The organism is Mycobacterium shottsii (assembly GCF_010728525.1).
Taxonomy (GTDB): domain Bacteria; phylum Actinomycetota; class Actinomycetes; order Mycobacteriales; family Mycobacteriaceae; genus Mycobacterium; species Mycobacterium marinum.
Genome location: NZ_AP022572.1, coordinates 3,113,223 through 3,127,773 on the forward strand (window position 1 = coordinate 3,113,223; position 14,551 = coordinate 3,127,773).

A 14,551-nucleotide genomic window follows, 5' to 3' on the forward strand; every position below is an offset into this window, starting at 1 on the left:
AAGGTGTCGGGTCTACCGTGCCCGCCTCGCGTACTTTGGGGCGTGTTCGGGCAGTGGGCCGATCGCCACCAGATAGCCCATGATCCGCCGCACTGGCACCGAACGGCTCACCAGGCGCACCACGGGCGGCGGTTGCGGGGGCCCGCCAGTTACCGCCACCGCGACGATGGCGGCGTGGATGGCCCGCTGGATGCCCTGCAGAAAGGCGGTCGGGGCCCAACGGCGTGCCTGCACCCGCGCCAGCTGGCCGGTGGACACCCGCCCGACGCGCAACGACGGCGCCAGCATCCGGGCGGTGGCCACCGCGTCGGCCAGGGCCAGGTTGATCCCGACGCCACCGACCGGGGACATCGCGTGCGCCGCATCGCCGATGCACAACGCGCCGTCGCAGAACCAGCGCCGCAGCCGATTGAGTTGCACATCAAGCAATTTCACGTCGTCGAAAGTCTTCAGTGCGTCGACGCGGTCGGCGCGCCAGGGCATCATGTCCGCTAGCGCCCGGTGCAGTGCCTCAATAACCTGCGCGCGCAATTGGGCATCGCTGCCCTTGGGAATGATGTAGGCGATCTGGTAATAGTCGCCGCGGTCGATGGCAATTCCGCCGTGACCTGAGTTGAAGATGCCGGCCAGACCGGTCGGATCATCGGGCCGACGTGGTAGTCGGAACCACCAGACGTCCATCGGTGCGCCGAAGCTGCGGGTCGCCATGCCCAAGGCCGAGCGCACCGTGGAGCCCCGGCCATCGCAGGCCACGGTCAGATCGGCGTGCATGTGTTTTGTTTCACCGGATTGCGCGCGGTAGGTGACACCGACGACGCGGCCCCGGTCGGGTCCGTCACCCCACAGCACCCCGGTCACCTCGGTGCTGCGCAGCAATCGGAAGGTGGGTTCAGCCGCAGCCGCGGCGGCCAGCAACTCGAGGAAATCCCACTGGGGCACCAAGGCGATGTGCTGGTGGGCGCCGGGCAGGTGTTTGAGGTCGAGGTCGACCGGTTGGCCCTGCATCTTCATGCTGATGGTGTCGATCAGGCGATGCGGGATCTGAGCGAATTGGGATCCAAGACCGAGTTCGTCAAGCAGACGCAGGGTGCTGGCGTGCACCGTGTCACCGCGGAAGTCGCGCAGGAAGTCCGCGTGCTTTTCCATCACCGTGACGTCAACGCCGGCCCGGGCCAGCAACAAGCCCAGCATCATGCCTGCCGGTCCGCCGCCGGCTACCAGAACGCTTGTCGTTTCCGATGGCTGAGGCACTGGGCGATCTTAGGCAGATCATCCGGCCGATCAGGCGCATTGGTTTCGGCTGCCGCGCCGCATAGGGTGAGTCCGGTGAGCGGCATCCTGAATTGGTGGGACGGTGTTGAGCTGTGGCTCTCCGGGCTTCCGTTCGCACTGCAGGCGCTCACGGTGATGCCGGTGGTGCTGGGTGTGGCCCTTATCTCGGCGGCAATATTGGATGCCCTGCTGGGCAAGGGCATCGAGCTGATGCAACGCGTCCGCCATAGCGACGAAGCGTCGGGGTAAGCGATGCCACGGTCGCACGTCACGTTGGTTCTCGTCGCCCTGCTGGTGTTGGTGGTCGCCATGTGGTTGCTCACGCACTGAAATGTGGACGCGGTCTGTCCCCGGCAGATTCTGTTAGGCTTCGCGGCATGCACGCAGTGGCCAGTGCTTTGGGGTGCTTGGGGTTTGCAGTGGCCTGCGTGAGTGAAGCCGTGGTGATCTGTGCCACTGCTGACGTGCGCTGTTGTCGCTGACGCCAATCCCGTGCGCGGTCTGGTGCGGAGTTCGTCAATGCCTCAGTTGCTAGCCGATCGCTCCTTCCGCAGTCACGGGAAACGTTGTCCACAAATCCCGCACTGGAAGGCCACCAATGCCGCAGACGTTCATGGGCGCGGCGCGCTCGCGGCGGCCCGGCACGTTCGGGGTCATCTTCGCGCTGATCGCCGTCCTGGCCTCGGCGTGTCAGGGAGGTCCTAGCGACATCGCGGGCGGTGGTGGACCCACCGACGCGCGCACCAGCATCACGCTGGTGGCCTACTCGGCCCCGGAGCCCGGCTGGAGCACGGTGATCCCGGCCTTCAACGCCTCCGAGGAAGGCAAGGACGTGCAGGTGATCACCTCCTACGGTGCCTCTGCCGACCAATCTCGCGGTGTCGCCGACGGCAAACCGGCCGATCTGGTGAATTTCTCGGTCGAACCGGACATCGCTCGACTGGTCAGGGCCGGCAAGGTCGCCAAGGACTGGGACGCCGACGCCACCAGGGGCATTCCGTTCGAGTCGGTGGTCACGCTGGTCGTGCGGGAGGGCAATCCCAAGAACATTAGGGACTGGGACGATCTGTTGCGGCCCGGCGTGGAGGTCATCACCCCCAGCCCGTTGAGCTCGGGGTCGGCCAAATGGAACCTGCTCGCCCCCTACGCGGTCAAGAGCGAGGGCGGCAGAAACAGCCAGGCCGGGATCGACTTCGTCAGCAGGTTGGTGCGCGAGCACGTCAAACTGCGCCCCGGCTCGGGCCGCGAAGCCACCGATGTCTTCGTCCAGGGCAGCGGCGACGTCTTGATCAGCTACGAGAACGAGGCGATCGCCACCGAGCGGCAAGGCAAACGCGTTCAACACGTCACCCCGCCGCAGTCCTTCCAGATCGAAAACCCCCTGGCGGTGGTGACCACCACCGCACATCTGGCCACGGCGACGGCATTCAAGAACTTCCAGTACACCGTCGAGGCGCAGCGGCTCTGGGCGCAGGCCGGATTCCGGCCGGTCGACCCCGCCGTGGTCGCCGAGTTTCGCGATCAGTTTCCCCTGCCGGAGAAGCTGTGGACGATCGCTGACCTGGGCGGTTGGGACACGGTGGATCCGCAGCTATTCGACAAGGGCACCGGCAGCATCACCAATATCTACATGCAGGCCACCGGATGACGGTGACAGCACATTCCGGGCAGTCCGATCCGCCGGCGGTGGCGCCGGATCCCGGTCAGCGCGCCGACGGCGGTCCGCAATGGATATCCGGACTCGGCCGCTCGGGCCTTAGGGGTGCCACGGCGCTGCAGGTTGGTGTGTCGATGGTGTGGCTTTCGGTCATCGTGCTGCTGCCGTTGGCGGCCATCGCCTGGCAGGCCGCCGACGGCGGCTGGCGCGCATTCTGGCTATCGGTCTCCTCGCACGCGGCGCTGGAGTCGTTGCGGGTGACGTTGACCGTCTCCGCCGGCGTCACGTTGCTCAACACGGTGTTCGGCCTGTTGATCGCCTGGGTGCTGATCCGGGACGAGTTCGTGGGTAAGCGACTCGTCGATGCCGTCATCGATCTGCCGTTTGCCTTGCCCACCATTGTCGCCAGCCTGGTCATGCTGGCGCTCTACGGGCATAACAGCCCGCTGGGGCTGCACCTGCAGCACACCGCGTGGGGCGTGGGGGTGGCGCTGGCATTTGTCACCCTGCCGTTTGTGGTGCGTGCCGTTCAACCGGTGTTGCTGGAACTCGATCGCGAGACCGAGGAAGCGGCGGCATCGCTGGGTGCCACCGGTTGGAAGGTCTTTACCTCCGTCGTCTTTCCGTCGCTATTGCCGGCGTTGTTGTCCGGTGCGGGCCTGGCGTTCTCCCGTGCCATCGGCGAGTTCGGGTCGGTGGTGTTGATCGGCGGCGCAGTACCGGGTGAAACCGAGGTGTCCTCGCAGTGGATTCGCACCTTGATCGAAAACGATGACCGCACCGGGGCTGCAGCGATCTCCATTGTCCTGCTGTTGATCTCATTCGCGGTACTGCTGGTGCTGCGGGTCCTCGGTGCGCGCACGGCCAAGCGGGAGGAGTTGGCACCATGACTTCGTCCCCGCTGGTTCGCTACCTGCTCCGGGCCATCGCGCTCACGTATGTTTTTGCGCTGCTGGTGGTTCCGGTGGGGGTGATCTTGTGGCGCACCTTCGAACCCGGCTTGGGCCAGTTCTATGACTGGATCAGCACCCCGGCGGCGATTTCGGCGCTGAATCTGTCGCTGTTGTTGGTGGCCATCGTGGTGCCGCTGAACGTGATTTTCGGCATTCCGACCGCATTGCTGCTGGCCCGCAACCGGTTCCGGGGCAAGGGCGTGTTGCAGGCGATCATCGACCTGCCCTTCGCGGTCTCGCCCGTCATCGTGGGCACCGCGTTGATCTTGTTGTGGGGATCGGCGGGTGCCCTGGGCTTCGTCGAACGAGACCTCGGGATCCGAATCATCTTCGGCCTGCCCGGGATGGTCCTGGCCAGCATCTTCGTCACCCTGCCGTTCGTCGTACGCGAGGTCGAACCCGTGTTGCACGAATTGGGCACCGACCAAGAGCAGGCCGCCGCAACCTTGGGTTCTGGCTGGTGGCAGACGTTCTGGCGCATCACCCTGCCATCGATCCGGTGGGGCCTGACCTACGGAATTGTGCTGACCGTCGCCCGTACCCTGGGCGAATACGGTGCGGTCCTGATGGTGTCGTCCAATCTCCCAGGGACATCGCAAACGCTGACGTTGCTGGTCTCGGACCGCTACCACCGCGGGGCCGAGTACGGGGCCTACGCGCTGTCGACGCTGCTGATGGCGGTCGCGGTGGTGGTCCTGATCGTCCAGGTGGCACTTGACGTGCGCCGGTCTCGAACGACCAGCCGGGCATGAAGAAGGAGACTTCATTGACTGGACCGGGAACCGGCGGTCACGCCATTGTCGTGCGGGACGCCTTCAAGCAATACGGGGACTTCGTCGCGCTGGACCACGTGGACTTCGTGGTGCCGGCCGGTTCGCTGACCGCCTTGCTGGGGCCCAGCGGTTCGGGCAAGTCGACGCTGCTGCGTACCATCGCCGGGCTCGATCAGCCCGACAGCGGCACCATCACGATCAATGGACGCGATGTGACCCGGGTGCCGCCCCAGCGACGCGGCATCGGCTTCGTGTTCCAGCACTACGCCGCCTTCAAGCACCTCACCGTTCGCGACAATGTGGCCTACGGCTTGAAGATCCGCAAGCGGCCCAAAGCCGAGATCAGAGACAAAGTTGACAATCTGCTAGAAGTGGTGGGATTGAGCGGATTTCACGGCCGCTACCCCAATCAGCTCTCCGGTGGTCAGCGGCAGCGGATGGCGCTGGCCCGCGCGCTGGCCGTCGACCCGGAAGTGCTGCTCCTCGACGAGCCTTTCGGTGCGTTGGACGCCAAGGTCCGGGAGGATCTGCGGGCCTGGCTGCGCCGACTCCATGATGAGGTGCACGTGACCACCGTCCTGGTCACCCATGATCAGGCCGAAGCGCTGGATGTGGCGGATCGGATCGCCGTGCTCAACTCGGGCCGGATCGAACAGGTTGGTTCCCCCACCGAGGTGTACGACGCCCCCGCGAATGCGTTCGTGATGTCCTTCCTGGGTGCGGTGTCCGCGCTCAACGGTGCGCTGGTGCGCCCGCACGACATTCGGGTCGGCCGCACCCCCGAAATGGCCGTCGCGGCGGCCGACGGCACGGGGGAATCCACCGGTGTCACGCGCGCCGTCGTGGACCGGATCGTGGTGCTGGGCTTCGAGGTGCGGGTGGAGCTGACCAGCGCGGCCACCGGCGGAGCCTTCACCGCCCAGATCACCCGGGGTGACGCCGAGGCGCTGGCTCTGCAGGAAGGCGACACCGTCTATGTGCGCGCCACCCGGGTGCCCCCGATCGCCGGAGCTGCCCCGGCCGTTGGGGACGACAGCGCCGGCAGCACTCCCAGCGCAGCGCAGATCGGTGTGGGGGGACAGTAACGGTCACCCCGTAGCCGTTGCGGGCGTCCTATCCGGCCCGGCCGGATAGCGGTTCAGGCTCCTGGCCAAGCGTTGTGGGGCGATACGACGCCGCCGCCCGGACGTACCGGTAGAGCAGCGCGATCATGGCTGCAAAGACAAACAGACCCAACAGCTCGGCCCAATGCGTGAATCCGTCGCCCAGGATGGCCAGGGGGTCCTCCGTGCCAGTCGCCACGACGATGCCGGCGAAGGCCACGCCGAAAAGACTTTCGCCCACGATCAGGCCGGTGGCGAGCATGATGCCCATGCGTCTCTTGCTTTCATCCTCATCACCGGATCGCTGCGCCCACGAGTCATAGATCCGGCCGAGCACCGCGCCGACCGGGATAACCAGCGTCAGCGAGATCGGCAGGTACATGCCCATACCCACCGCGAGCGGGGGGAGCCGAAGTGTCGCGGTGGTCCTGGTCAGTACTTCATCGACCACGACCACCACGATGCCGATCAGCGCGCCCAATCCCACCAGCGACCAGTTCAGCGAGCCGCCGAAGACCCCCCTCGCCAGTGCCGAGATCAGTGCCGCCTGCGGAGCGGCCAGCGCATTTCCGGTAGCGCCGGGGGCTCCTTGAAAGCCGAACGCGCTTTGCATCAACTGCAAAACAGGAGCCATCACCGCCGCGCCGATCGTTATCCCGATCGCCAGGGCCACCTGCTGCTTCCAGGGGGTCGCTCCCACCAGTTGACCGGTCTTGAGGTCTTGCAGATTGTCGTTGGAAATGGTCGCCACACCAAAAATCACCGCGGCGGTAAAGACGGCGTACGCCACCAAAGCTGGGGTCTGGGCATCGCTGGCCGGACCATAGGTCCACTTGATCAGCAGCGCGGCCAGCAGCACCACCAGGATGCCGACCCCGGAGATCGGACTGTTCGACGAGCCGATCAGGCCGGCCATATACCCACACACCGATGCGACCACCAGACCGATGGTCACGATCAGCAGCAAGCTGACGGCGATGATGCTGCCGGCCCGCCCAGCGATCGGCGTGTGGTCGGTGAAGTCGCCGAGCAGAAACCCAATCGGGATCAGCGAGACCAGCACCACCAGCCCGACCACCTGGATCGGGATGTCGCGCTCGTGCAGGTCGACGGCCTCGCCCCGGCGACGGGTGCGCGCGGAGACCGCGGCCTCGGCGATACCGGCCATGATGGGGCCGGCGATTTTCAGGAACGTCCAAACCGCCGCCACCGCAATGGCTCCCACCCCGATGAAACGCACGTCCGACGAGAAGGTCCTGGAGACGAAATCGGCCAACGCCCCATCCTGGGGCAGCTGACCGGCGGTGCGCATCGGCAGCAGCACACCGTAGCTGATGAGCACACCCACAATCATCGCGATACCGACGCCCAGCCCGACGAGATGGCCCACGCCGACCAGCGCCAGCGACAGGCTCGCACCCGCCATCGTCGCGCCCGAACCCAACCGGAAGGTCACCGCCAGCGAGTTGCTGATCACCTTGAGCGCGTCCAACAGCTAGTATCCGGCCGCGGTCACCGCGCCCAGCGCGATGACCGAAAGTCCCCTCCGGTTTTCCTCCGCCACCCGTGCCGATGCGCCGATCTTCAAAACCTCTGCCCCCGCGACGCCTTCGGGGTAGGGCAGATCGGAACCGGTAACCAGCGCGCGGCGCAGTGGGATCGAGTACATGACACCGAGCAGGCCACCGAATCCGCATACGGCCACCGTCGTCCAGTACGGGAACCCGCTCCACCAGCCGATCATGATCAGTGCCGGTAGCACGAAGATGATCGCCGACAGGGTGCCTGCGGCCGACGCGATGGTTTGCACGATGTTGTTTTCCACGATCGAGTGGTTCGCGAAAAACCTCAGGACTCCCATCGAGATCACCGCGGCCGGTATGGAAGTGGCAAACGTCAGCCCGACCTTGAGGCCGAGATAGACATTCGCCGCGGTGAACACCAGCGTGATCAGCCCACCCAGGATGATCCCACGGGTGGTGATCTCGCGTGTACTGCCCAGTGCACCAGACATGGGGCTAGACCATATCCGCTAGTGCCGCCATCCGCAGCAATGCCCACCTGGCCCCGGCGGGCCGACTACGGCAGGTGCCGCGCGCGCCGGGCTAGCTGGTGTCGCCCATCACCACACCTTCGCGGCGCGGGTCGGCGCCACCGGTCCACCCCGACTTGCTGCGGGTGATCGCCGACAGCCCGCTGGACTGGTCAGCCAGGTTGACCTGATGGCCCAGCGCGCGCAGGCCTTCCACCAGCGGGTCGTGGGCGCCGTTGTCGGCGGTGTTGATGTCGGGGTGCTCGCCGCCGACATTGGTTCGTGGCGTGTTTGCCGCGCCGAAATCGACCGCTGACACCGCCTGCTGCGGATCCAGCCCCCAATCGAGCATCGCCACAAGTGTTTTCACAACGAACTGGACGATCGTTGACCCGCCGGGGGAGCCCACCACCGCATACAGCGAGCTGTGTTCTGCTGGTGCGCCATCGAAGACGAAGGTGGGTGCCATCGAACTTCGCGGCCGCTTCCCGGGCTGGATGCGGTTGGCCACCGGTGCACCATCGGAGTCGTATGGCTGCGCGTTGAAATCGCTGAGCTGGTTGTTGAGCAGGAAACCGTCGACCATGTGAAAGGAACCGAACGCCGATTCCACTGTTGTGGTCAAAGCGGCCGCGTTTCCGTATGAGTCAACGACGCTGACGTGGCTGGTGCCGTGTTCGGGAACCGGCGCGGCGATGGTGGTCGGCAAGCCGAAGTCGCCGGGCTTGGCGGTCCCCATGCTGTGCTGGGGCGAGATCAGCGCTGCGCGCCCGGCCAGATACGTGGGGTCGACCAGGGTGCTCAGCGACCCACCGGGCGGTGGGACGAAATCCGCGTCGGCCACGTATTTATCGCGGTCGGCGTACGCCAGCTGCTCGGCCTCGGCGACCAGGTGCACGCCCATAACACTCGGGCGACCACCGTTGGGGTCGAGGTTGTCGGGCCGGTACTCACTCATGGGGAAGTGCTCGAGGATTCCCAAAGTGGCGGCCACCGCGACGCCACCCGATGACGGCGTCGGCATCCCACAGATCTGCCGGCCACGGTAAGTCGTGCACAGCGGTTCGCGCTTCTTGGCGGGATAGGCGGACAGATCTTCAAGGGTGATCAGGCTGGGCGTGCGGCCACCGGAGGTGTCGCCGGCGGCGGCCACGATGTCGTGAGCAATATCGCCGGTATAGAAGACGCTCGCGCCGGCCGATGCGATCTCGGACAACGCCTTTGCGTAGGCGGGATTGGTCAGCCGGGTGCCAACGGCCTTGGGGGTGCCGTCGGGGGTGAGGAAATACCCGCGCGCTTGTGGGTCGGCGCCCAATTGCGGCGCCGAGTCGGAGATGGCCGCGGCCATCCGCGGGCTGATGTCGAAACCGTTGTCGGCCAATGCCACCGCGGGACCGAAGAGGTCACGCCACGGTGTGGTGCCGTGCTCGGTGTGCACCATCTCGAGCATTCGCAGGATGCCCGGCACTCCGATCGATCGTCCTGAGGCACGCGGATTGGGCTTGGGTGCGCTGTGGTCGGCATCGCTGATCCAGCGCATGTAGTTCTCGGTGGCCGCCGCCGGGGCGACCTCGCGGCCGTCATAGGCCTGCACCGACCGCGTTCTGGCGTCGTAGTACAGCAGCACCCCACCGCCGCCGATGCCCGAGGACTGGGGTTCGACCAGGCCCAGCACCGCCTGGGCCGCCACCACAGCGTCGGCGGCGGTGCCACCGTCGCGCAGCACTCGGCAGGCGGCCTGAGTGGCCAGTGGATTGGCGGCCGACACCGAATAGTGCGCGGTATGCACCGGGGTCATGTCCGTGCGATAGCCGGTGGCGATCTCCGGGTTTGTCGCCACGTTTCTCGATGACGGGGCCGCGGCGGCGACCGAGGTTTTCGGCGCCGGGGTGCCGTTGGGCACGATCTCGCACGGGCCCGCCGAGTTCGGCGCCCCCACGTGGGTAGTGCCACATGCGGCCAGCGCAAGGGCCGCTACGGCTAGCACTGCACCACAACGCTTGACAAAAGTCATTGAACGAAACTCCGTTACGCCGCGACGCGACCAGCGGTTGCCTGCGCGAAGCGATCTAGTACTGTCTCGGCCACCAAACGGTGCGCACCCAGGGGTGCGGCCATGGCGAGCCCAGTATCGGCCGCAAAGCGCTGCACCCGGTCCGGCAGTCTGCCATGGGCCAAGAACCACGGTGCAACGACCACCCGTTGGGCACCGCGCCGACGCAGCCGGCTGACGGCTTCGGCCAGGGCGGCCGGCGGGTGGGTGGCGAACGCGGTCGCTACCGCGGCCCAGCGGGTTCCCTCGGCCAGTTTCGGCCCGACCTGGGCGGTATGGGAGTTGACCGCGGCGTTTGACGAGCCGATCGCCACGACGAGTACGCCGAGGCTGTCGTCGAATCGGGAAACTCCCAACGCCGTCACGCGTTGCCGCAGCACCGACACCAGCCGGTCGTCGGTTCCGAGCACGTTGGCCTGGCGCACCCGCAAACTCTCCCGGCAGCTTGCGATCTGCGCGGGAATGTCGATGCCGGCGTGGTACCCGTTGGCCAGCAGTAGGGGTGTGACCACAGCATCACCGGAACATCCGTTGAGCACCTCGACCAGGCCTGGCGAGTTCAGCTCGCAAAACGCCAACTGCACATCGAGATCGGGCCGCATGCGCGCGACTCGGGCCGCCACCGCTCGTGCGTTGGCCGAAGACCGGGGATCCCTGCTGCCGTGCGCCGTGAGTACCAGCGCCGTCACGAAGCGTGCAACCCGCATTCGGTCTTGGCCAGCCCCTGCCAGCGCCCGCTGCGCGGGTCGGCGCCGGCGGCCGGCTTGACCGTGCACGGGGCACAGCCGATCGACGGATAGCCCTCGTCGACAAGCGGATTGACCAGAACATTGTTGGCCACGATGTAGTCCTGGACTTCGTCATCAGACCAGGCCGCCAGCGGGTTGATCTTCACCAGCTTGAAGGCCTCATCGAAGCTGATCACGGGTGCATTGGCCCGCGTTGGTGCCTCGACCCGGCGCAGTCCGGTCACCCAGGCGGAGAAGTTGCTCAGGGCCTGACGCAACGGGACCACCTTGCGCAGCCGGCAGCACTCGCCGGGATTGCGGGCGAACAGGTCTTTGCCCAGCAGCTTGTCCTGCTCGGCAACGGTGTGCTCGGGAGTGATGGTGAGCACCTGGACGTCGTAGACGGATTCGACCGCATCGCGGGAACCGATGGTTTCCGCGAAGTGGTATCCGGTGTCCAGAAACAGCACCGGTACGCCCGGGCGGACCTTGGACGCCAGGTCGATCAACACGGCGTCCTGCATGTTGGAGGCCACCACGTAGTTAGCCGTCTGGACACCAGCGACACCGGCGGCACGATTGGCACCGCCGAAGGTCTCATCGGTCCACTGCAGCAGTTCGGTGGCACTGGCCCCTTCGAGTTCGGCCGCACCGCGTGCCGCCAGCTCGCGCAGCTCGGCTTCTGTCAGGTTGCTTGTTTCGATCATCGCAGGTCGTCCTCCTCGGCCCGAATTGCCCACTGGGCAAAGCGTTCACCGGCGGCGCGGTTCTTGACGAAGTTGCGCACCACCCGATCGATGTAGTCACCCAGCTCGTCGCTGGTGACCTTGTGTTGACGCAGTTTGCGGCCGAAGCCACTGTCCAGGCCCAGGCTGCCGCCCAGATGTACCTGGAAACCCTCGACCTGGCCGCCGGCGCCATCGTCGACCATCTGGCCCTTGAACCCGATGTCAGCGACTTGAATTCGCGCACAGGAGTTCGGGCATCCGTTGATGTTGACGGTGACCGGGACATCAAGCGTGGAGTTGAGGTCGTCCAGCCGCTCTTCGAGTTCGGGCACCAAAGACTGAGCCCGGACCCGGGTTTCGGCGAACGATAGCTTGCAGAACTCAATGCCACTGCAGGCCATGAGATTCCGGCGCCAATGCGATGGCTGCGCGCGCAGCCCCAGCGCCTGCAGGCCGGCGGTGGTCTCATCGAGCTTGTCGTCGGGAATGTCGAGGATGACCAACTTCTGGTAGGGCGTGAACCGGATCCGGTCCGACCCGGCCCGCTCGGCCAGCTCAGCCACCGCCGTCAAGACGGTGCCCGATACCCGACCGGCGATAGGGGAAACCCCCACCGCGTTGTGCCCGTTCTTGAGCCGTTGCACGCCGACGTGGTCGATCGGATGCTTGGCGGGTTCGGGGGCGGGACCGTCGATCAACGGCCGCTTGAGGTACTCGGTTTCGAGAACTTCCCGGAATTTCTCGATGCCCCAGTCCTTGATCAGGAACTTCAGCCGCGCCTTGGACCGTAGGCGCCGGTAGCCGTAGTCGCGGAATACCGAGGTGACCGCTGCCCACACTTCGGGCACTTCTTCCAGCGGCACCCAGGCCCCGACCCGTTTGGCCAGCATCGGGTTGGTGGAAAGACCGCCGCCTACCCACAGATCCAGTCCCGGCCCGTGCTCGGGGTGGTTGACGCCGATGAACGCGACATCGTTGACCTCGTGCACAACGTCCTGCAGGCCCGAAATGGCGGTCTTGTACTTACGTGGCAGGTCGGCGAAGTCAGGCTTTCCGATGTAGCGGCGCACGATTTCGTCGATCGCCCAAGTCGGGTCCAGCACCTCGTCGAGTGACTCGCCGGCCAGTGGCGAGCCCAGCACGACGCGGGGGCAGTCCCCGCACGCCTCGGTGGTGTGCAGCCCGACTTCGTCGAGTCGCCGCCAGATCTCGGGTACTTTCTCGACCTCGATCCAGTGGTACTGCAGGTACTCCCGGTCGGAGATGTCGGCGGTGTCTCTGGCGAATTCGGTAGAAATGGCGCCCAAAGTACGCAATGCGGCCGTCGAAAGGGCACCGCCGTCGCAGCGCACCCGCAGCATGAAGTATTTGGCTTCGAGTTTGTCGATGTTCTCGTCGCCCGTCCAGGAACCGTCGTAGCCCTGTTCGCGCTGGGTGTAAAGTCCCCACCAGCGGAAGAGCCCCCGCAGATCACTCTTGTCGATGCTGTCGAATCCGGCCTTGGCGTAGATGTTCTCGATGCGCTCGCGCACATCGAGTGGGTCGCCCGCCTTCTTGAGTTCCTCGTTGGCGTTGAGCGGCTCGCGATTTCCCAGCGCCCACTGGCCCTCATTGCGGGGCTTGGCGGGACGTGCCGTGGTCATTGGGTCTGTTCTCCTTCGCGAGAAATGCCAAGCTGGGGGCGCACAAAACCATCGAGTCTGACGGGGTGCGCAGATCCGATGGCCAGCTACAGGTATAAGGGGGCCGGGCCTACGACATCAAGGAAGACAGCAACAGCTGCAGACCCGCTTGAGGTCGATGTGCCGACGCATAACCAGCGCGATGTGCGGGTTCGAATTGGCGGGCACCGTGACATTCTGCCACGGACCGCGGTCGTCGCGCGAACAGGGCTGATTTTGTCTCACAGTGACCAAAACTACCGAGCGAGACTGGGGGCTTGGATAGACGAAGCCGCGAAGCGGCTGAGAACATCCAGGCTCCGCTGCAGACGGGCCCGCTTCCCGGGGTGGGGGCCCCTCGCTGACCGCCGGCGTGCACACTGGAGTCCGGGTCTCGGCCGGCGTGCGAAGATTTGGCATGACTGTTCGCGAGGTACCGGTCGACCTGCCCGCCCTGTTGCCCAGCCCCGGACGGCCGTTTGGGCTGTACCTGCATGTCCCGTTCTGCGTGACCCGCTGCGGGTATTGCGACTTCAACACCTATACACCGGCTGAGCTGGGCGGCGTCAACCCCGACGCGTGGCTGCTGGCGCTACGCACCGAACTGGAGCTGGCCGCGGCACGGCTGAACGCGCCGACAGTGAACACGGTGTTTGTCGGCGGTGGGACACCCTCGCTACTGGGCGGTCAGCGCCTGACGACGCTGCTGGACATGGTGCGCGACCATTTTGTGCTCGCGCCCGACGTCGAGATCACCACCGAGGCCAATCCCGAGTCCACCTGGCCGGAATTCTTCGACGCCATCCGCTCGGCCGGCTACACCCGGGTATCGCTGGGCATGCAGTCGGTAGCGCCCGGCGTGCTCGCCACCTTGGACCGGGTGCATTCGCCCGGCCGGGCCTCGGCGGCGGCGCGCGAGGCCTTTGCCGCGGGTTTCGAACACGTCAACCTCGATTTGATCTACGGAACCCCCGGGGAGACCGACGACGACCTGCTGCGCTCGGTAGACGCCGCTATCGAAGCCGGTGTCGACCACGTTTCGGCCTACGCCCTGGTCGTTGAGGACGGAACCGCGATGGCGCGGCGAGTGCGGCAAGGCGAGTTGCCCCCCGTCGATAACGACGTGCTGGCACATCGTTACGAACTGGCCGACGCGCGGCTGACCGCGGCCGGGTTGGCGTGGTACGAGGTGTCCAACTGGGCCCGGCCGGGCGGTGAATGCCGGCACAACCTCGGCTACTGGAATGGGGGTCAATGGTGGGGTGCGGGCCCCGGCGCACACGGGTACGTCGGCGCGACCCGCTGGTGGAATGTCAAGCACCCCAACACTTATGCGGAGATACTGGCGGGTTCTTCGCTGCCGGTGGCCGGCCTCGAGCAGCTCGAAGAGGACGCCTTGCACACCGAAGAGGTGATGCTACGGCTACGGCTGCGGCAAGGGTTGCCGCTGGCGCATCTCGATGCCGGCGAGCGTGAGCGCGCTCAGGCCGCGGTGGCCGACGGGCTGCTGATCACCGAGGGCGACAGCGTGGTGCTCACCGATCGGGGACGGCTGCTGGCCGACGCCGTGGTGCGCACGCTGCTCGGGTAG

General features: G+C 66.1%; 12 protein-coding genes and 1 pseudogene. 6 read left to right on the forward strand and 7 right to left on the reverse strand.

The annotated features are described in order from the left end of the window. Positions 1–12: 12 nt before the first annotated feature. Entirely contained in the window at positions 13–1,251 is a 1,239-nt protein-coding gene (locus tag G6N41_RS14465) for an FAD-dependent oxidoreductase (RefSeq protein ID WP_198913171.1), read from the reverse strand. 66 nt (positions 1,252–1,317) lie between these two features. Between G6N41_RS14465 and G6N41_RS14470 the strand changes: the two genes are divergently transcribed. From G6N41_RS14470 to G6N41_RS14490, 5 genes are all read left to right on the forward strand, one after another. Continuing rightward, complete coding sequence (locus G6N41_RS14470; protein ID WP_231389754.1) at positions 1,318–1,521, forward strand: hypothetical protein; 204 nt, start codon at positions 1,318–1,320, stop codon at positions 1,519–1,521. A gap of 349 nt (positions 1,522–1,870) precedes the next feature. Next, complete coding sequence (locus tag G6N41_RS14475) at positions 1,871–2,920, forward strand: sulfate ABC transporter substrate-binding protein (RefSeq protein WP_020730297.1); 1,050 nt, start codon at positions 1,871–1,873, stop codon at positions 2,918–2,920. Further along, on the forward strand, positions 2,917–3,819 hold the full coding sequence (cysT, locus tag G6N41_RS14480; RefSeq protein ID WP_407663625.1) for a sulfate ABC transporter permease subunit CysT: 903 nt from the start codon (positions 2,917–2,919) through the stop codon (positions 3,817–3,819). Before G6N41_RS14475 ends, cysT begins: the two co-directional genes overlap by 4 nt. Beyond that, positions 3,816–4,634 carry a sulfate ABC transporter permease subunit CysW gene (gene cysW, locus G6N41_RS14485; RefSeq protein WP_198913172.1) on the forward strand — a complete coding sequence of 273 codons (819 nt, stop codon included), beginning with the start codon at positions 3,816–3,818 and terminating at the stop codon, positions 4,632–4,634. Before cysT ends, cysW begins: the two co-directional genes overlap by 4 nt. Continuing rightward, on the forward strand, positions 4,631–5,740 hold the full coding sequence (locus G6N41_RS14490; protein WP_198913173.1) for a sulfate/molybdate ABC transporter ATP-binding protein: 1,110 nt from the start codon (positions 4,631–4,633) through the stop codon (positions 5,738–5,740). The genes cysW and G6N41_RS14490 overlap by 4 nt, the downstream gene beginning before the upstream one ends. Positions 5,741–5,768: 28 nt before the next feature. Here the strand turns inward: G6N41_RS14490 and G6N41_RS14495 are convergent. From G6N41_RS14495 to G6N41_RS30045, 6 genes and pseudogenes are all read right to left on the reverse strand, one after another. Next, positions 5,769–7,772 (reverse strand): annotated as a pseudogene (locus G6N41_RS14495) (OPT family oligopeptide transporter). 91 nt (positions 7,773–7,863) lie between these two features. After that, positions 7,864–9,804 (reverse strand): gamma-glutamyltransferase, encoded by a 1,941-nt coding sequence (gene ggt / locus G6N41_RS14500; RefSeq protein ID WP_198913174.1) that lies wholly within the window; start codon positions 9,802–9,804, stop codon positions 7,864–7,866. Positions 9,805–9,818: 14 nt separating this feature from the next. Then, a complete protein-coding gene (locus G6N41_RS14505) occupies positions 9,819–10,532 on the reverse strand; it encodes a sirohydrochlorin chelatase (RefSeq protein WP_198913175.1) in 714 nt (237 codons plus the stop codon). After that, positions 10,529–11,278 carry a phosphoadenylyl-sulfate reductase gene (locus G6N41_RS14510; RefSeq protein WP_020730304.1) on the reverse strand — a complete coding sequence of 250 codons (750 nt, stop codon included), beginning with the start codon at positions 11,276–11,278 and terminating at the stop codon, positions 10,529–10,531. The genes G6N41_RS14505 and G6N41_RS14510 overlap by 4 nt, the downstream gene beginning before the upstream one ends. After that, positions 11,275–12,942, reverse strand: a complete 1,668-nt coding sequence (locus tag G6N41_RS14515; protein ID WP_198913176.1) for a nitrite/sulfite reductase — start codon at positions 12,940–12,942, stop codon at positions 11,275–11,277. Before G6N41_RS14515 ends, G6N41_RS14510 begins: the two co-directional genes overlap by 4 nt. Positions 12,943–13,059: 117 nt before the next feature. After that, positions 13,060–13,380, reverse strand: coding sequence for an Ms4527A family Cys-rich leader peptide (locus G6N41_RS30045; protein ID WP_407663626.1), 321 nt, complete (start codon positions 13,378–13,380; stop codon positions 13,060–13,062). Between G6N41_RS30045 and hemW the strand changes: the two genes are divergently transcribed. Then, positions 13,379–14,551 (forward strand): radical SAM family heme chaperone HemW, encoded by a 1,173-nt coding sequence (gene hemW, locus G6N41_RS14520; protein WP_198913177.1) that lies wholly within the window; start codon positions 13,379–13,381, stop codon positions 14,549–14,551. The two genes, G6N41_RS30045 and hemW, sit on opposite strands and share 2 nt — an antisense overlap.

Coding starts and splice junctions, on each gene's coding strand:
- G6N41_RS14475 (WP_020730297.1), top strand. CDS start 1,871: ATGCCGCAGACGTTCATGGGCGCGGCGCGCTCGCGGCGGCCCGGCACG.
- cysT (WP_407663625.1), top strand. CDS start 2,917: ATGACGGTGACAGCACATTCCGGGCAGTCCGATCCGCCGGCGGTGGCG.
- cysW (WP_198913172.1), top strand. CDS start 3,816: ATGACTTCGTCCCCGCTGGTTCGCTACCTGCTCCGGGCCATCGCGCTC.
- G6N41_RS14490 (WP_198913173.1), top strand. CDS start 4,631: ATGAAGAAGGAGACTTCATTGACTGGACCGGGAACCGGCGGTCACGCC.
- ggt (WP_198913174.1), bottom strand. CDS start 9,804: ATGACTTTTGTCAAGCGTTGTGGTGCAGTGCTAGCCGTAGCGGCCCTT.
- G6N41_RS14510 (WP_020730304.1), bottom strand. CDS start 11,278: ATGATCGAAACAAGCAACCTGACAGAAGCCGAGCTGCGCGAGCTGGCG.
- G6N41_RS14515 (WP_198913176.1), bottom strand. CDS start 12,942: ATGACCACGGCACGTCCCGCCAAGCCCCGCAATGAGGGCCAGTGGGCG.
- hemW (WP_198913177.1), top strand. CDS start 13,379: ATGACTGTTCGCGAGGTACCGGTCGACCTGCCCGCCCTGTTGCCCAGC.
- G6N41_RS30045 (WP_407663626.1), bottom strand. CDS start 13,380: ATGCCAAATCTTCGCACGCCGGCCGAGACCCGGACTCCAGTGTGCACG.